The organism is Streptomyces sp. NPDC047085 (genome assembly GCF_040643735.1).
GTDB lineage: Bacteria > Actinomycetota > Actinomycetes > Streptomycetales > Streptomycetaceae > Streptomyces.
In genome coordinates this window covers 153,077-170,145 of the sequence record NZ_JBEYUW010000016.1, presented here as the reverse complement: position 1 = coordinate 170,145, position 17,069 = coordinate 153,077, and the positions used below count along the sequence as shown (strand labels likewise).

Here is a 17,069-nt window from a genome sequence, read left to right as displayed (position 1 = left end):
CTCACACCGGTGGCCAGGGGATCGCCGGCCACTGTCCGCTCGGTTCCGGGTGCCGGCCGGCGGTGAGCAGCGCGTCGACCCGCGCGCGCGTGGCGTCGATCTCGGCCGGGGTGATCAGGGGGGCCAGCCGCGCGGACAGCGCGCCGCCGTCGGAGAGGCCCTTCCCGAGGCCCTTGAGCACCTCGACGGCCTCGTCGGTCAGGGGCTCGCCCGCCCAGCCCCACAGCAGCGTGCGCAGCTTGTTCTCGACGTTGAAGGTGACGCCGTGGTCGATGCCGTAGAGCCGGCCCCCGGCGGTGGGCAGCAGGTGGCCGCCCTTGCGGTCGGCGTTGTTGATCACGGCGTCGAGGACGGCGAGCCGGCGCAGCCGCTCGTCGTCGGCGTGCACGAGCAGCGCGGTGCGGCCCTCGCCGACCTCGGCGAACCCGATCGCCTTCCAGCCCGGCTCCGGCTCCTCGCCGTCGACCAGGGCGAGCAGCTCCGCCTCGGGGTGCACGTCGATCCACAGCTGGCACATGCCCTCGCCGTAGGGCCCCTCGCGCAGCACGGTCGGGGGTACGAGCCCCCAGCCGGTGGCCTCGGAGACCTCGTAGGCGGCGACCTCGCGGCCGGCCAGGGTGCCGTCGGGGAAGTCCCACAGCGGGCGCTCCCCGGCCACCGGCTTGTACACGCAGGTGGCTTCCTGGCCGTCGAGGGCGATGGTGCAGAACAGCGCCGCGTTGGACGCCTCGCGGATCCGGCCGCGTACGGTCAGCTCACCGTGGGTGAGCAGCAGGGCGAAGGCCGCGTCGGCCTCGGCGTCGGCGGCCGTCACGCTCCGCGGCGGTATCCGTTCTGGCGCGGACATACGTGTCCTTCCGGATCGAGCGGGAGGCTGCACAGCGGGCACGGCGGCCGCCCGGCGTTGACGACGTCGAGGGCGCGCTTGGCGAAGGCTCTGGCCTGCGCGCCGGTCAGCCGGACCCGCAGCATCGGGGGTCCGTTCTCCTCGTCCTGGAGCAGCCGCTCCTCGGCCTCGGCGAGGTCCTCCTCGGTCTCGGCGTCCAGCTCCACGAGGGCCTGCGCCTCGACGATCATGCGTTGTTCCTCGCCGTCCCAGGCGAGGGCCATGGTGCCGACGCGGAACTCCTCGTCGATGGGGGTCTCCAGCGGGGCGGTGTCGGCGATCTCGGTGGGCGCCACGGCCGGGACGGCGGCATTGCCGCCACTACGCCGTACGACCTCGTCGAGAAGCTCGTCCATGCGCTCGGCGAGCGCGGCGACCTGGGTCTTCTCCAGAGCCACGCTGGTCACCCGGGGGCCGGCGGTGGCCTGGAGGAAGAACGTACGGCGTCCGGGCAGTCCGACGGTGCCCGCCACGAAGCGGTCCGGCGGATCGTAGAGGAACACCTGACGGGACACGTCCTGTCTCCATTGGATTCGAGGGTTTCGGCAGTGCTGGCCATGTGGGGTGCGACGGGGTGGGTCGCTTCACCCTACTGCGGCCGACGATCACGGTGCTCCCGCACCGCCCCCGACCGGTGCGTCGTCCTCCGGGGGTGTCTCGCGGGGGGCGAGGGAGGCGAAGTCGCCGGTGTCGCCGAGGCGGACGAGGTACGGCCTGAGACGGGTGTAACGGATCACGGTGACGGAACAGGGTTCCACGGAGATCCGCTGGAAGAGGTCGAGGTGAAGGCCGAGTGCGTCCGCGACCAGGGACTTGATGATGTCACCGTGCGAGCACATGAGGTAGACCGCGTCCGCTCCGTGGTCGCGCTCCACGCGCGCGTTCCACTCGCGTACGGCCTCGGCGGCGCGGGTCTGCATGGCCCGCATGGACTCGCCGCCGGGGAACGCGGCGGCCGAGGGGTGGGCCTGGACGACCTCCATCAGCGGCTCGTCCTTCAGCTCGGCGAGCTTGCGGCCGGACCAGTCGCCGTAGTGGCACTCGCCGATCCGTTCGTCGGTGTGGACGCGCAGTCCGGGCCGGGCGTCGAGCAGGGGCCGGACGGTCTCCTGGCAGCGCTGCAGGGGGCTGACGACGACCTCGGACAGGGCCAGCGGGGCGAGCCGTCCGGGCAGCGCGGCGGCCTGTGCGGCGCCGCGCTCGTCCAGGGCGACGCCCGGCGTCCAGCCGGCGAGCACGCCCGAGGTGTTGGCGGTGGAGCGTCCGTGCCGGACGAGGATCAGCGTGGGCATGCGGCCCAGGGTAAGCGCATCACAACGTGCGCCCGCGGGAGGGCGAGAGGAGAATGCGCTCCGTGATCGTGGACTGCGCGGTGTACCGCGACGGGCACCGCACCGAGCGTCCGCAGGACCTGTCCGACGCGCTGGACGCGGCGCGGGCGGCGGGCGGGTTCGTGTGGATCGGGCTGCACGAGCCGTCGGTGCGGGAGTTCGACCTGGTCACGGAGGAGTTCGCGCTGCATCCGCTGGCCGTCGAGGACGCACTGAAGGCGCACCAGCGGCCCAAGCTGGAGGTGTACGACGACTCGCTGTTCATGGTCCTCAAGCCGGTGGTGTACGAGCCCGAGAGCGACACCGTCTCGGCCGGCGAGGTCATGGTCTTCGTGGGCGACAGCTTCGTGGTGACCGTCCGGCACGGCGAGAGTTCGTCGCTGGCGGCCATCCGGCACCGGCTGGAGGGGGACCCGGAGATGCTGGCCAAGGGTCCCACTGCGGTGCTGTACGCGATCTCCGACGCCACCGTCGACCACTACCTGGACGTGGCGACGGAGCTGCAGACGGATCTGGAGGAGCTGGAGGCCGAGGTGTTCGAGCCGGAGCACGGCGGCGCCCACCACACCGCGTCCCGGATCTACACCTTCAAGCGGCAGATCCTGGAGTTCCGCCGGGCCACCGTGCCGCTCGCGGTGCCGCTGACCCGGCTGGCCGGTACCGGCACGCTCGGCGGCGGGGTGCCGTTCGTGCACGAGAAGGCGCGGCCCTTCTTCCGGGACGTGAACGACCACCTTTCGCGGGTGAACGAGTCCGTGGAGGGCCTGGACCGGCTGGTGTCGGACATCCTGTCGGCGCATCTGGCGCAGATGAGCGTGCGGCAGAACGACGACATGCGGAAGATCTCTGCCTTCGCGGCGATGGCCGCGGTCCCGACGCTGATCGCGGGCGTCTACGGCATGAACTTCGACCACATGCCCGAGCTGCACTGGCTGTGGGGCTACCCGGTGGTGATCCTGCTGATGGCCGCCCTGGAGGTGCTGCTGTACCGGACGTTCAAGCGGCGCGGCTGGCTGTGAGCGGGGCTCAGACGAACTCGGGGGCGGGGGTGGCGGGGCCGCCGAGGGCGTTGCGGCGCTCGGGCATGCTCAGGGTCACCATGCGGCGCCAGCCGCCGAGGCGCTCGTAGGCGTACACGGCGTGGATCCCGGCGGCGAGGACGGCCGCTCTGGCCTTCGACCAGCCGAGGATGCGTCCCATGTGGGCCATGACGGCGAGGCTGACGTCGCGGTAGATGCGGATCTCGGCGAGCGCGCACGCGCGCAAGGTGCGCTGGATGGTGCGGCCGTGGCCGGAGCGGGCGAAGCGGAGGAGTTCCTCGTGGCAGTAGGCGAGGTGGTTGTCCTCGTCGTGGGAGATCATCCGCACCGCGCGGCCGACGTCGGGGTCGTCGCCGAAGTGCTTGCGCAGCAGCTCCATCTGCTCGGAGGCGCGCTGTTCGGTGACCCGGCTGTGGGCGAGGTAGGTGACGAGGTCCGGCACCGTCAGCGGCTGGTCGGCCCGCAGTCTCTCGTGCGCGAGGCCGATGCCGTGCCGCTCGAGGAGCATCGTGTAGTCGGTGTCCGGCGGGACGTCGACGGGTCGCAGGCCGCGCTTGCGCAGCAGGGCGTTGAAGATCCGCCCGTGCTTGTCCTCGTCCGCCCCGTGCCGGGCGATCTTGGGTGCGAGCGCGCGTTCGCTGCCCGGGACCAGTGCGGCGATCCGCCCGTTCTCCCAGCCGCCCTGGGACTCCCCGCTGGCCGCGATGGAGCAGAAGAGCCGGAAGGAGGCGTCGTTGTCGAGGATCTCCTGGAACAGACTCTTGGCCGAAAGCATCGTGAGCTCCTCCCTGCGGCGCGTTCCGCCTGCAGCACTCCGCAAAGAACAGTTCAAATGCGGACAGAGGGCATCGCAACAGCAGTGCCGGACGACTCGGCCGAAAGGATGAGTGCGGGGGTCGTAACCGCGCGGGTCCTGGCGCGTTGTTCTGCGTGACGGCCGTGGCGGGGAAGACCCCCGAGCCCCCACCACGGCCGCTGAAGCTTCCGAGGCCTCCCGGTTCGCGTCACGCGAGTCCGGCGCGCTCCAGGGCCTCGGTGCCGGCGCGCAGGGAGGCGAGCCGCTCGTCCAGGGTGAAGCCGGCCGGGGCGAGGCTGAGGGTGGTGACGCCGGCGGCGGCGTAGGCCTTCATCCGGTCGGCGATGCGGTCGACGGAGCCGAGCAGCGTGGTCTTGTCGATGAGGTCCTGCGGGACCGCGGCGGCCGCGCCCTGCTTGTCGCCGGCCAGGTACTTCTCCTGGATCTCGGCGGCCTCCTTCTCGTAGCCCATGCGCCGGGCGAGCTGGTTGTAGAAGTTCTGCTTGAAGCTGCCCATGCCGCCCACGTACAGCGCGGTGTAGGGGCGGAAGACGTCGGCGAGGCGGGACACGTCCTTGTCGTCGCCGACGGCGAGGGGCAGGGTCGGGCAGATGTCGAACCCGTCGAGGGTCTTGCCGGCCTTCTCGCGGCCCGCACGCAGGTACTTGACCGTGGTCTCCTCCAGGTGCTCGGCGGAGGGGAAGATGACCAGCGCGCCGTCCGCGATCTCACCGGTCTGTTCGAGGTTCTTGGGGCCGATGGCGGCGATGTAGAGCGGGATGTGCTCGCACTGCGGGTGCACGGTCAGCTTGATCGGCTTGCCCGGGCCGCCGGGCAGCGGCAGCGTCCAGTGCTCGCCCTCGTACGACAGCCGCTCCCGGGTCATCGCCTTGCGCACGATCTCCACGTACTCGCGCGTGCGCGCCAGCGGCTTGTCGAACTTGACGCCGTACCAGCCCTCGGAGACCTGCGGGCCGGAGACGCCGAGCCCGAGCCGGAAGCGGCCCTTGGACAGCGAGTCGAGGGTCGCCGCGGTCATCGCGGTCATCGCGGGCTGCCGGGCCGGGATCTGGAAGATGGCCGAGCCGACGTCGATGCGCTCGGTCTGCGCGGCGACCCAGGAGAGCACGGTGGCCGCGTCGGAGCCGTATGCCTCGGCGGCCCAGCACACGGAGTAGCCCAGCCGCTCGGCCTCCTGCGCGACGGCCAGATTGTCCGCGTCCATCCCGGCGCCCCAGTAGCCGAGGTTGATCCCGAGCTGCATGGCCGATTCCCCTTACCCATGAGTAACGTCCCTTGGCGCAGACCTTAGCGAGCCGGACCCGCCCCCGCACAGACCCGACCCGCGCCTGCTTGGTCACTGTGCCCCGGAACTCCTGTGCCCGCGCCCGGAGACCGGGTTGTCCACAGGCAACCCACGGCAGTAGCCATGGCCAGTAATCTCGCGCACATGGAGCAGAGGCATCTCGGCCGTACCGGCCTGCGCGTGTCCCGGATCGGACTCGGCACCCTCACCTGGGGCCGGGACACCGACGAGCACGACGCCGCGGACATGCTGAAGGCGTTCTGGGAGGTCGGCGGCACCCTCGTCGACACCGCCGACGTGTACGGCGACGGCGAGGCCGAGTATCTGCTCGGACAGCTGATGGACGGGCTGGTGCCGCGCCGGGACCTGGTGATCTCCACCAAGGCGGGCAGCGTGCCCGACCCCGACCGCCGCTTCGACGGCTCCCGGGGCCATCTGCTCGCCGCCCTGGACGCCTCCCTGGCCCGCCTCGGCACGGACTACGTCGACCTCTGGCACATCCACGCCTTCGACGCGGAGACCCCGCTGGAGGAGACGCTCCAGGCCCTGGACCTGGCCGTGAGCAGCGGCCGCGCCCGCTATGCCGGGGTGTCCAACTTCTGCGGCTGGCAGCTCGCCAAGGCGGCCACCTGGCAGCTGGCGGCGCCGGGCACCCGTACCCGGCTGGCCAGTACGCAGATGGAGTACTCGCTGCTCCAGCGCGGCGTCGAGCGCGAGGTGCTGCCCGCCGCGCTCGACCTGGGCGTCGGCCTGCTGCCCTCCTCCCCGCTGGGCCGGGGCGTGCTCACGGGCAAGTACCGGCACGCCACTCCCCCGGACTCGCGCGGGGCCTCCGAGCACCTGTCGCTGTTCGTCGAGCCGTACCTGGACGACACCGCGACCCGCATCGTGGACGCGGTGACGACCGCCGCCGACGGGCTCGCGGTCACCCCGCTCCAGGTGGCCCTCGCCTGGGTCCGGGACCGGCCCGGCGTGGCCGCGCCGATCGTCGGCGCGCGCAACGCACAGCAGCTCACGGCGGCATTGTCAGTGGAGGCGCTTAGTCTTCCTGACGAGATCTGCCGGGCGCTCGACGACGTGTCGGCGCCCGTGCACCGCTATCCCGATCACGACTGGAGCACGCTGTGAGCACGGAGCCGGAGACCACGGAGGAGACCGGGCCGGGTACGCCGGAGCCCTCGGACACCCCTCAGGCCGCCGGGCAGGAGACGGCATCCGACGACAGCCGTGCGAGCGGGCCGACGGACGGGACCGAGGAGACCGGGACAGGCGCGGCGGAGGCCGAGGAACCAGGGACAGGCCCGGCGGAGGGCGCCGGGAGCGCGGAGCTCGGGGCCGAAGCGGGCGACGGGACGGCGGAGGGCGCCCTCGACGCCGGGGGCGAGGGTGCGTCGCAGGCGTCCGAGGCGCAGGCCGAGCTGGCCGCACAGCGGCTCGAGCGGGAGCGCATCGAGCGGCGCAAGGCCGAGAAGAAGGGGCCCATCGAGAGCGGGACGAAGCTCAGCGGCACGGCGGCCGACCTGCTCGCGGCGGTCCGTGCGGTGGAGAGCGGCGAGAAGCCGGTCACCGCGGTCTTCGCCACGCCCGAGCGGGCCCCGCGCCGCCCCGCCCCGGAGCCCGCGCCCCGGCCGGTGCCCACCCCGGTCCCGGCCGTGCCGAGCGCCCCCGCAGCGGAGACGGTCGAGGCGGTGCGGCGCGTCCTGACCGAGGGCGGCGCGCCCGACACCCTGGCGCCCCAGGTGGCCGCGGCCCTCGGCGAGGGCGCCGACAGCGCGCTCCGGGAGGACCCCTGGCAGCTGCTGCGGGTCGCCGGTGTACGGCCGGACCAGGCCGACGGGTTCGCGCGGGCCCTGCTGGGCGCGGCCTGCGGCCCGGACGACGAGCGGCGCGGCCGCGCCCTGACCGTCTGGCTGCTGGAGCAGGCCGCGCTGGCCGGCCACACCGCGCTGGACCTGCCGGCGCTCACCGCGGCCCTCGCCCAGCGGGCCGTGCCGGACGCGGACGCCGCCGTGCAGAACGCGATCGCCGAGGGCGAGGCGCTGGTCTTCCAGGACGCCCTGGAGGAGCCCGGCGCCCCGGCCCGGCAGGAGGAACGGGCGGAGCGGGAGGACGAGGAGGAAGAGGGCGGTGAGGCGGAGCGGCCGGTCCGTGTCCTGGTCGGCCTGGAGCGGTACGCGCTCGCCGAGGAGAGCCTGGCCGACGGCCTGGCCCGCCTGGTCAACTCGCTGTCCAAGGAGACGGCCGGGCCCTGGGAGACGGCCGCCGCCGGGGTCTCCGGCGGCGCGGCCGAGCTGGTCCGCGCGCTCGCCGGGCACGGCCTGGTGCTGCACACCGGCGGCGAGGCGGCCCGCGCCGAACCGGCCGCGGTGCTGGCCGCCGCCCGCGCCGCGGGCCTGCGCGCCTTCGCCGCCTGTCACGCCCCGGACGGCCGCCGCCGTCTCGCCGCGCTGCTGGGCGACTCCGGGGACTCCGGGTCCACTGTGTCTTCTGTTGTGTCTTCCGTCGGAACCGTCGCCGGGCTCCTCTCCGGTGCCGAAGGCCCCGGGCGGGACGCGGAAGGCGCCCTGGACCTCGATCTGCTGATCGTGCTGGACGCGCCCCAGCTCGACGTGGAGAGCGCCGCGATGCTGGTGGAGTCGCTGCCCGACGGGGCGCGGCTGCTGCTCAGCGGCGATCCCGCGGTGCTGTGGTCGGCCGGGCCCGGCCGGGTCTTCGCCGACCTCCTCGCGGCCCGCGCCTGCCCGCAGATCGCCTCCCGCACGCCCGACCCGGGCCCCATCGGCGAGCTGGTCTCCGGGATCGGCATCGGCGAGCTGAACCAGGTCGAGGCGCCCGGCAAGGAGATCGTCATCGTGCCGGTGCGGGACGCGGGCGAGGCCGTGCACCGGACCGTGCAGCTGGTCGCCGACTCGGTGCCGCGGGCGATCGGTGTCCCGACCGAGCAGACGGTGGTGATCACCCCGGGCCACGGCGGCGCCGCGGGCACCCGGGCCCTCAACGCCGCCCTCAAGGAGCGCCTCAACCCCGGCCCCGGCCGCTTCGGCGGCTTCGACCCCGGCGACCGGATCGTCTACTCCGCCGCCCCGGGCCGTACGGTGCCGGGCCGGGTGGTGAAGGCCGACGCCGAAGGACTGCACCTGGAGTGCGCGGGCACCCCCGTCGTCGTACCGCGCGAGCGGGTGGAGGGTTCCGTGCGGCACGGCTGGGCGCTGACCGCGCATCAGGCGGTGGGCGCCCGCTGGCCCGCCGTCGTCGCGGTCCTACCCGGCGACGCGGCGCAGGCGCTCAGCAGACCGTGGGTGTACACCGCGTTCGGCCGCGCCGAGCGCCACCTCTCCGTGGTCCACGGGGTGGAGCAGGCCCTCCCGAGGGCGGTGGCGGAAGCCCTGGCCAAGCCCCGCACGACCCGCCTGCAGACACTGCTGCGCACCCAGGTCCCGGCGGCGGGCTGATCCGCTCGCGCTTCTCCGCCGCGGTGGCGATCAGTCACGGCGGCGGATCGCGGCGGTGCCGTACCGGGCTCGGCCCGGACGGCTCCGCCGCTCTGTCTCACCTCTCGGCGTCGATGGGCTCCAGCTCCTCGTCCCCGTCCAGCTCGTCGATGCCGTCCTCGTCGGCCTCGTCGGCCTCGTCGGCCACGTCGTCTTCGTCGTCCTCGTCGACCTCGTCGTCCTCGATGTCCTCGTCCTCGTCGTCGAACACCGCGCTCACGTCGAATCTGCACACCACCCGCTGCGGGTCGACCTGCTCGAACGGCGCCTCCAGCCACTCGCCGGGCTCGGCCGGCTCGTCGGCTGCGGTGACCCAGAGCGTGGAGTCGCCCTCCTCCAGACCGAACTCCTTGTGCCGGGATGCGATCTCGTCGGGTTCGAACTCGCCGAAAAGGATGCCCAGCGCCCCGGGGACCGTGCCGGCGCCCTCGTCGTCCGCTCCGCCGACGACCTCGTACTCCGCCGCCTCCACCCGCTGGGCCTGCGCCAGCAGCCGCTGGGGTTCCGCCACCGCGTAGTCGCGGCGGATCAGCACGCTGACCGCGTTCGGCTCCTCGGGGCCCGCGTACGGGGGCAGCGTGTCCTCCGCACCGGGGATCTCGAAGGGCGTGACCTCGTCGTAGCGGTCGTAGAGCAGCTCGTCGTACGCCTCGGCGGCCGCGGCCAGCTGGTTGAACGCCTCGTAGACGGCCGGGTCGTCCTCCCCCGACCTGCGTTCGACAGCCGCCAGGTGGCGGTCGAGCGCGGTCTTGATCGCCTCGGCGGCGGCGCGTACCTCGGCAGCGGTGGGCTGCGCAGCATCAGACATAGTGCAGACGCTATCCGTACCGGGCACCAGCCCGCACAATAGATGCGATGCCGGAATACGAATTTGTCGACGTGTACGTACCTCGCGGGGTGTCCCGCAAGGAGGCGACGCGTCTGCTGACGGACCATGCCGAGTACGGACACTGGGAGTTGGACCGACTGAGCCTGATGCGCGACGGCAGCCGCAGGGTGCGGCTGCGTCGGCGGATCATCCGCCAGGTGCGTGCCACGTGGTGAGGCGGGACGCATGACCGGAGCGGGCCCCGCCGATGTGGCGGGGCCCGCTCCGTTTCTCCTGCTACGACCACTCCTGCCGTGCGCTACGCCGCGGCCCGGCCCTTGCGGTACAGGACCGCGCCCGCGAGCAGCGCGCCCGCGCCCGCCGGCAGCGCCACGCCCAGCGGCACGTCACCGCCGGTGTGAGCGAGTTGGCCGGCGCTCAGGTGCTCGGCGGAGCGCCCACCCTGCTGACCGACGTGGGACGAAGCGTGCCGGCCGTGCCCACCGGTGCCCGGCGTTCCGGGGTGCTGCCCCGACCCGCCCGGTGTCCCAGGCGTTCCCGGCGTCCCAGGCGTTCCCGGATGCCCCGGGGTACCAGGGTGGCCCGGCTGCCCGGGGTGGCCGGGGTGTCCCGGCTCGCCCGGCGGGTTTCCGTGCCCGCCGCCGTTGGCGCAGTCGTTGCCCGTGGTGCCGTTGCCGACGCCCACGACGTCCACGCTGTTGCCGCACACGTTGACCGGTACGTCGACCGGCACCTGGACTGTGTTGCCGGAGCCCACACCGGGCGAACCGCCGGTGTGACCGCCCGCGTGCGAGCCGCCGGAGCCGCTGTGCCCCCCGGAGCCGCCGTGATCTCCGGAGTTGGCGCACCTGTTGCCCACCGACGGGTTGAGGATCCCGACGACGTTCACGGTGTTGCCGCAGACGTTCACCGGCACGTGCACCGGCACCTGCACGGTGTTGCCGGACAGTACGCCCGGCGAGCCGGTGGCGGAGCCGGCCGCGCCCGCGTCGGCGTGCGCGTAGCCGCTCGCGGCGGCGATCACACCGGTCGCGGCCGCCATGGTCATCAGGCCCTTGCGAGTGCTCTGTCGCATTCTGTGTCCCCCCTGGACTTCGGGACTTCCCTGGTCTTCGATGCTGATCTCGACTGTGTGAAAGGCCGGTCGGCCTCGGAGCGCATGGTGCGCGCTCCGAGGCCGACGGCTCGTTAAAGACGCCCCTCAGGGAGTCGGCGTCAGTCGTTGACGCAGGTGTTGCCGAAGGCGGGGTTCAGGAGCCCGATCACGTTGATCGTGTTGCCGCACACGTTCACCGGGACGTGCACGGGCACCTGGACGACGTTGCCGGAAATGACGCCCGGCGAGTGCACGGCGGCACCCTGGGCACCCGAGTCGGCGACGGCCAGGCCCGCGCCGGCGAGAACCAGACCACCGGTGGCAGCCGCAGCAGCGACGACCTTCTTGATCATTCTTCCTCCTTGTTGGCAAAGCGACCCCAAGGTGCGGGGTCGCATCACCTGTAACGAGGAGGGAGTAATGGAGCTACGAACCTATGGTCACATTCACCCTTCTCAGTCGATCTCGCACGCGCGCCCGATTACCCACGTCGACGACGTCACGACGCGTCGATGAACCGGTCGAGCACCCGCACCCCGAACTGCAGTCCGTCCACCGGAACCCGCTCGTCCACGCCGTGGAACATGCCGGCGAAGTCCAGCTCCGGCGGCAGCTTGAGCGGCGCGAAGCCGAAGCCGCGGATGCCGAGGTCGTCGAAGGACTTCGCGTCGGTGCCGCCGGAGAGCATGTAGGGGATCGCCTTGGCGGTCGGGTCCTCGGCCAGCAGCGCGGACTGCATGGCCTCGACGAGGGCCCCGTCGAAGCTGGTCTCCAGCGCCTTGTCGGAGTGCACGTCCTCGCGGCGGACGTTCGGTCCGAGCAGCCGGTCGAGGTCGCCGAGGAACTCCTCCTCGTGGCCCGGCAGGAACCGTCCGTCGATGTGCGCGGTGGCCTCGCCGGGGATGACGTTGACCTTGTAACCGGCGTTCAGCTGCGTGGGGTTGGCGGTGTTGGACAGGGTCGCGCCGATGAGCTTGGCGATGCCGCCGAGCCGGGCGAGGGTGGACTCCATGTCCTCCGGGTCCAGCTCGGTGCCGAGCGCGTCGCCCAGCTCGTCGAGGAAGGCCCGGGTGGTCTTGGTGACCCGCACCGGGAACTTGTGCCGGCCGACCCGCGCGACCGCCTCCGACAGCTCGGTGATGGCGTTGTCCCGGTGGATCATCGACCCGTGCCCGGCGGTGCCGGCCACGGTCAGCTTCATCCAGTGCATGCCCTTCTCGGCCGTCTGGATCAGATAGAGCCGCCGCTGCTCGCTCACGGTGAAGGAGAAGCCGCCCACCTCGCTGATCGCCTCGGTGACGCCCTCGAACAGGTCCCGGTGGTGGTCGACCAGGTACCGGGCGCCGTACGTGCCGCCCGCCTCCTCGTCGGCGAGGAAGGCGACGACGATGTCGCGCGGCGGGCGGCGCCCGCTCCTGAGCCGGTCCCGGACGACCGCGAGGGTCATCGCGTCCATGTCCTTCATGTCGACGGCGCCGCGCCCCCACACGCACCCGTCGGTGACCTCGCCGGAGAAGGGGTGGTGGGTCCAGTCGCCGGCGTTGGCCGGTACGACGTCCAGGTGGCCGTGGATGAGCAGCGCGGGCCGGGACGGGTCCTCGCCCTCGATGCGGGCCACCGTGGAGGCGCGGCCGGGGTGTGACTCGAAGATCTTCGGCTCGAGACCGACCTCGGCGAGCTTCTCGGCGACGTACTCGGCGGCCTGGCGCTCGCCCGGGCCGGAGTGGTCGCCGTAGTTGCTGGTGTCGAAGCGGATCAGCTCGCGGCAGAGGTCCACGACCTCGTCCTCGCCGGTGACGCCCTTGGCCGTGTCCGTGTCGCTCACGCTGCTTCCTCCCGCTGTCTGCTGGTGGTCCCCCTCATCCTCCCTCCGCCCCCGCCCCGGGCCCAAGACCGGTCCCGGCCCGTCACACCCCGTTCACGCGGATCCGGGTCCGGGGACAGGGGTGATCAGCCACCCTCGAAAGCCTGGTAATGTTTCCTTCGTCGCCGCGAGGGAAGCCCCGCCGAAAGGGAAGACCTCGCACGACAGACACCTTGTCCGGGTGGCGGAATGGCAGACGCGCTAGCTTGAGGTGCTAGTGCCCTTTATCGGGCGTGGGGGTTCAAGTCCCCCCTCGGACACCAGTGAGGGCCCCTGTTCATCAGGGGCCCTCTGCTTTTGGCTCGGGTGCCGGTCCGGGAAGCGGCACCTGACGGCGTACCAACCGCCCCTGAATGTCCGCTTCTTGGCGGCCGTGTGGGCCATCTCTCGTCCGGTGCGAAGACCGGCAGGTCAGCGACCTCCGACCGGTCACTGCGCGCACTCGAACGGCCCCTCCGAGTGGCCGCGCGACGGTTCGGAACCTAGCGTCGTACTAACATTTCCGGTTTGTTACCCGGCCGGACCGACGTGAGGACCCGATGGCAGCCATAGACGAGAGCAGTGCTCTCGGCCTGCTCGACGAAGAGATCCGCACGCAGTTCGGCGACAGGGCGCGGTTCTCCGCGGGGCCGGCGGCCTCGCCGCGCACCCTGGTCGACGTCTTCGACGCGTCCGTGCGGTCGTACCCGGACGAACTCGCCCTGGACGACGGCACCCACCGTCTCACCTACCGTGCGCTGGCCGTCGAGGTCGAGCGGTTGCGGCGGCGGCTCGCCGACGCGGGGGTCGGGCTCGGGGACCGGGTCGGGGTGCGGGTTCCGTCGGGGACCAACGAGCTGTACGTCGCGATTCTCGCCGTGCTCGCCGCCGGTGCCGCCTACGTTCCCGTGGACGCCGAGGACCCGGACGAGCGGGCCGAGTTGGTGTTCGGGGAGGCGGAGGTGCGGGCCGTCGTCGGGGCCGGGCACCGGATCAGCACCAAGGGTGCCTCCGCGGCCCCGGCCGGCCGTCCCGGCGCCGGAAACGACGCCTGGATCATCTTCACCTCCGGGTCCACCGGGAAGCCCAAGGGCGTGGCCGTCACGCACCGCAGCGCCGCCGCGTTCGTGGACGCCGAGGCCGCGCTGTTCCTGACCGAGGAGCCGATCGGGCCCGGGGACCGGGTCATGGCGGGGCTGTCCGTCGCCTTCGACGCGTCCTGCGAGGAGATGTGGCTGGCGTGGCGATACGGCGCCTGTCTGGTGCCGGTGCCCCGGTCGCAGGTCAGGAGCGGTGCCGATCTCGGGCCCTGGCTGGTCGAGCAGGAGATCACCGTGGTCTCGACGGTGCCCACGCTGGCCGCGCTCTGGGAGCCCGAGACCCTGAACGACGTGCGGCTGCTGATCTTCGGCGGCGAGGCCTGCCCGCCCGAGCTGGCGCAGCGGCTGGTCACGGAGGGCCGCGAGGTGTGGAACACCTACGGGCCGACGGAGGCGACCGTGGTGGCCTGTGCGGCGCTGATGACCGGCGAGGAGCCGGTCCGGATCGGGCTGCCGCTGAACGGGTGGGAGCTCGCCGTCGTCGACGAGAACGGTGAGCCCGTGGCCATGGGCGGCAGCGGGCAGCTCGTGATCGGTGGGGTCGGGCTCGCGCGGTATCTCGACCCCGAGAAGGACGCGGAGAAGTACGCGCCGCTGGAGTCGCTGGGCTGGGAGCGGGCGTACCGGAGCGGTGACCTGGTCAGGGCCGAGCCCGAGGGGCTGATCTTCCTCGGGCGGGCCGACGAGCAGATCAAGCTCGGCGGCCGGCGGATCGAGCTGGGCGAGGTGGACGCCGCGCTGCAGGCGCTGCCCGGGGTGGCGGGGGCCGCCGCCGCCGTGCGCACCGCCCGCGGCGGCAACCAGCTCCTCGTCGGCTATGTCGTCACCCAGGACGGCTGGGACCACGCGGCCGCCGTCGAGAAGCTGCGCGCGGAGCTGCCCGCCGCGCTCGTACCGCTGCTCGCGCCCGTCGCCGAGCTGCCGACCCGGACCTCCGGGAAGGTGGACCGGAACGCCCTGCCGTGGCCCCTGGAGGGCGTGGAGGCGCCGAAGGCCGAGCTGTACGGCACGGAGGCGTGGCTCGCCGAGCAGTGGGCGGAGGTCCTGGGCATCCCGGTGACCGGCGCCTCGGACGACTTCTTCGCGATCGGCGGCAGCAGTCTGGCCGCCGCCCAGCTCACCACCCGGCTGCGCACCCGATACCCGAGCGCCGCCGTCCTCGACATCTACCAGCAGCCCACCCTGCGCAAGCTGGCCCGCCGGCTGGAAGCCTCGGCGCAGGAAGACGGCAGTACGCGCACGGTCGCGCCGGTGCCGGTCCGCGCCCAGGTCGTGCAGCTCCTGCTGCTCCTTCCGCTGGTCACGCTGCTCGGGCTGCGCTGGACGCTGGTCCTCGCCGCGGCCGGGAACCTGCTGCCCGGGTACGCCTGGCTGCCCACCGCTCCCTGGTGGCTCCTGGCGGCCGGGGCCCTGCTGTTCTTCAGCCCGCCGGGACGGATCGCGCTCGCGGCGGGCGGGGCACGGCTGCTGCTGTGGGGCCTCGGACCGGGGCGGTACCCGCGCGGCGGGAGCGTGCATCTGCGGCTGTGGGCGGCCGAGCGGCTGGCCGAGTTCAGCGGGGCCACCTCGCTGACCGGCTCCTGGCTGGAGCGGTACGCGCGGGCACTGGGCGCCAAGGTCGGACCCGACGTGGACCTGCACTCGCTGCCGCCGGTCACCGGCATGCTCCGGCTGGGGCGCGGGGCCGCGGTGGAGTCCGAGGTGGACCTGTGCGGGTACTGGCTGGACGGTGACCGGCTGGAGATCGGTCCGGTGCGGGTCGGCGCGCACGCCGTCGTCGGGACGCGCAGCGTGCTGTTCCCGGGGGCGCGGGTCGGCAAGCGGGCCGAGGTGGCGCCGGGGTCGGCGGTCACCGGGCAGGTGCCGACCGGTCAGCGGTGGGCGGGCGCGCCCGCGGTCAAGCTCGGCAAGGCCAAGCGGAACTGGCCGAAGGAGCGGCCGCAGCGGGGCACGTACTGGCGGGTGATGTATGGCGTGACGGGCCTCGGGCTCAGTGCCCTGCCCCTGCTCGCGGGTGTGGCCGCGCTGCTGGTCGCCCGCGTCTTCGTGGCGCCCGGCGCCTCGCTCGCCGGGGCTCTGCGCGGGGCCGCGCTCGGGCTGGTCCCGGCCACGCTCGCCTACGGGCTGGCGTACGCGCTGCTGATCCTGGTCGCCGTACGGGTGCTCAGCCTGGGTCTGCGCGAGGGCACGCATCCGACGCACGGCCGGGTCGGCTGGCAGGCGTGGACCGTGTCGCAGCTGATGGACCGGTCCCGGGAGACGTTGTTCCCGCTGTACGCGGGGCTGGTCACGCCGGTGTGGCTGCGGCTGCTGGGGATGCGGATCGGGCGGCGGGCGGAGGTGTCGACCGTGCTCGCGCTGCCGAGCCTGACGACCGTGGGCGACGGGGCGTTCCTGGCGGACGACACGCTGACGGCGCCGTACGAGCTGGGGGGCGGCTGGCTGCGGATCGGGCGCGCGGAGATCGGCCGGCGGGCCTTCCTCGGGAACTCCGGGATGACCGCGCCGGGGCGGAGCGTGCCGGACGGCGGGCTGGTCGGGGTGCTGTCGGCGACGCCGAAGAAAGCGAAGAAGGGCACCTCGTATCTGGGGCTGCCGCCGGTGAAGCTGCCGCGCAGTGCCGCCGGCGGGGACCAGAGCCGTACGTACGAGCCGCCGGCGCGGCTGCTGTGGGCGCGGGGTCTGGTGGAGCTGTGCCGGATCGTGCCGGTGCTGTGTTCGGCGGCGCTGGCCGCCGCGACGGTGGCGGCGCTGTGTGCACTGAGTGCGCTGGGGGCGTGGGCCTGGGCGCTGTCGGGGCTGGTGCTGGCGGCGGCGGGTGCCGTGGCGGGGGTCGTCTCCGTGCTGGCGAAGTGGCTGCTGGTGGGGCGGCACCGGGCCGGGGAACATCCGCTGTGGAGTGCGTTCGTGTGGCGGGGCGAGCTGGCGGACACGTTCGTCGAGGTGCTGGCGGTGCCGTGGCTGGCCGGGGCCGTGCCGGGGACGCCGGTGATGACGGCGTGGCTGCGTGGGCTCGGCGCGCGCATCGGCCGGGGCGTGTGGGTGGAGAGCTACTGGCTGCCGGAGTCGGACCTGGTGACGCTGGAGGACGCGGCCACGGTGAACCGCGGGTGCGTGCTGCAGACTCACCTCTTCCACGACCGGATCTTGCGGACGGATACTGTGGTCCTCCGTGAGGGCGCCACGCTGGGCCCTGGCGGGATCGTGCTGCCCGGCAGCACGGTCGGGGCCCGTACGACCCTGGGTCCCGCGTCGCTCGTCATGGCCGCGGAGTCCGTCCCGGACGACACCCGCTGGCTCGGCAACCCGATCGAGGCATGGCGTCCGTGAGCGCTGCCCACTCGGGTCTGG

14 protein-coding genes and 1 tRNA gene are annotated in these 17,069 nt (G+C 73.1%); 6 read left to right on the top strand and 9 right to left on the bottom strand.

Translation table 11 applies throughout. The features are described from left to right. Position 1: 1 nt before the first annotated feature. From ABZ865_RS37410 to ABZ865_RS37400, 3 genes are all read right to left on the bottom strand, one after another. The gene (locus ABZ865_RS37410) at positions 2-847 is read right to left on the bottom strand and encodes an SCO1664 family protein (RefSeq protein WP_361240374.1); all 846 of its coding nucleotides are present in this window, start codon (positions 845-847) and stop codon (positions 2-4) included. Next, positions 811-1,401 (bottom strand): DUF3090 domain-containing protein, encoded by a 591-nt coding sequence (locus tag ABZ865_RS37405; RefSeq protein ID WP_361240371.1) that lies wholly within the window; start codon positions 1,399-1,401, stop codon positions 811-813. Before ABZ865_RS37405 ends, ABZ865_RS37410 begins: the two co-directional genes overlap by 37 nt. Before the next feature lie 90 nt (positions 1,402-1,491). After that, positions 1,492-2,178: a histidine phosphatase family protein gene (locus ABZ865_RS37400; protein ID WP_361240368.1), complete on the bottom strand. Its 687-nt coding sequence runs from the start codon at positions 2,176-2,178 to the stop codon at positions 1,492-1,494. A gap of 62 nt (positions 2,179-2,240) precedes the next feature. On the opposite strand from ABZ865_RS37400, the gene corA reads away from it, so the two are divergent. Next, complete coding sequence (gene corA / locus ABZ865_RS37395) at positions 2,241-3,236, top strand: magnesium/cobalt transporter CorA (protein WP_361240431.1); 996 nt, start codon at positions 2,241-2,243, stop codon at positions 3,234-3,236. 7 nt (positions 3,237-3,243) lie between these two features. Here corA and ABZ865_RS37390 read toward each other — a convergent pair whose 3' ends face one another. Then, positions 3,244-4,032, bottom strand: a complete 789-nt coding sequence (locus tag ABZ865_RS37390) for a ferritin-like domain-containing protein (protein ID WP_361240365.1) — start codon at positions 4,030-4,032, stop codon at positions 3,244-3,246. A 229-nt stretch (positions 4,033-4,261) separates the two neighbouring features. Next, a complete protein-coding gene (locus tag ABZ865_RS37385) occupies positions 4,262-5,317 on the bottom strand; it encodes an LLM class F420-dependent oxidoreductase (RefSeq protein ID WP_361240362.1) in 1,056 nt (351 codons plus the stop codon). 186 nt (positions 5,318-5,503) lie between these two features. Between ABZ865_RS37385 and ABZ865_RS37380 the strand changes: the two genes are divergently transcribed. Then, positions 5,504-6,487 carry an aldo/keto reductase gene (locus ABZ865_RS37380; RefSeq protein WP_361240359.1) on the top strand — a complete coding sequence of 328 codons (984 nt, stop codon included), beginning with the start codon at positions 5,504-5,506 and terminating at the stop codon, positions 6,485-6,487. Further along, entirely contained in the window at positions 6,484-8,811 is a 2,328-nt protein-coding gene (locus tag ABZ865_RS37375; protein ID WP_361240356.1) for a helix-hairpin-helix domain-containing protein, read from the top strand. The genes ABZ865_RS37380 and ABZ865_RS37375 overlap by 4 nt, the downstream gene beginning before the upstream one ends. Before the next feature lie 97 nt (positions 8,812-8,908). Here the strand turns inward: ABZ865_RS37375 and ABZ865_RS37370 are convergent, their stop codons facing one another. After that, positions 8,909-9,658 carry a hypothetical protein gene (locus ABZ865_RS37370; protein ID WP_361240353.1) on the bottom strand — a complete coding sequence of 250 codons (750 nt, stop codon included), beginning with the start codon at positions 9,656-9,658 and terminating at the stop codon, positions 8,909-8,911. Positions 9,659-9,705: 47 nt separating this feature from the next. On the opposite strand from ABZ865_RS37370, the gene ABZ865_RS37365 reads away from it, so the two are divergent. Then, entirely contained in the window at positions 9,706-9,894 is a 189-nt protein-coding gene (locus ABZ865_RS37365) for a DUF5703 family protein (protein ID WP_046732800.1), read from the top strand. 83 nt (positions 9,895-9,977) lie between these two features. On the opposite strand, the gene ABZ865_RS37360 is transcribed toward ABZ865_RS37365, so the two are convergent. The 3 genes from ABZ865_RS37360 to ABZ865_RS37350 form a co-directional block, all read right to left on the bottom strand. After that, complete coding sequence (locus ABZ865_RS37360; RefSeq protein WP_361240350.1) at positions 9,978-10,754, bottom strand: chaplin; 777 nt, start codon at positions 10,752-10,754, stop codon at positions 9,978-9,980. Between the two features lie 140 nt (positions 10,755-10,894). After that, a complete protein-coding gene (gene chpH / locus ABZ865_RS37355) occupies positions 10,895-11,128 on the bottom strand; it encodes a chaplin ChpH (RefSeq protein ID WP_100825321.1) in 234 nt (77 codons plus the stop codon). A gap of 146 nt (positions 11,129-11,274) precedes the next feature. Then, a complete protein-coding gene (locus ABZ865_RS37350; RefSeq protein ID WP_361240345.1) occupies positions 11,275-12,600 on the bottom strand; it encodes a M20/M25/M40 family metallo-hydrolase in 1,326 nt (441 codons plus the stop codon). A gap of 214 nt (positions 12,601-12,814) precedes the next feature. On the opposite strand from ABZ865_RS37350, the gene ABZ865_RS37345 reads away from it, so the two are divergent. Beyond that, positions 12,815-12,902 (top strand) — tRNA-Leu (locus ABZ865_RS37345). 276 nt (positions 12,903-13,178) lie between these two features. Then, complete coding sequence (locus ABZ865_RS37340; RefSeq protein ID WP_361240342.1) at positions 13,179-17,048, top strand: Pls/PosA family non-ribosomal peptide synthetase; 3,870 nt, start codon at positions 13,179-13,181, stop codon at positions 17,046-17,048. The last annotated feature ends 21 nt before the right edge of the window (positions 17,049-17,069 follow it).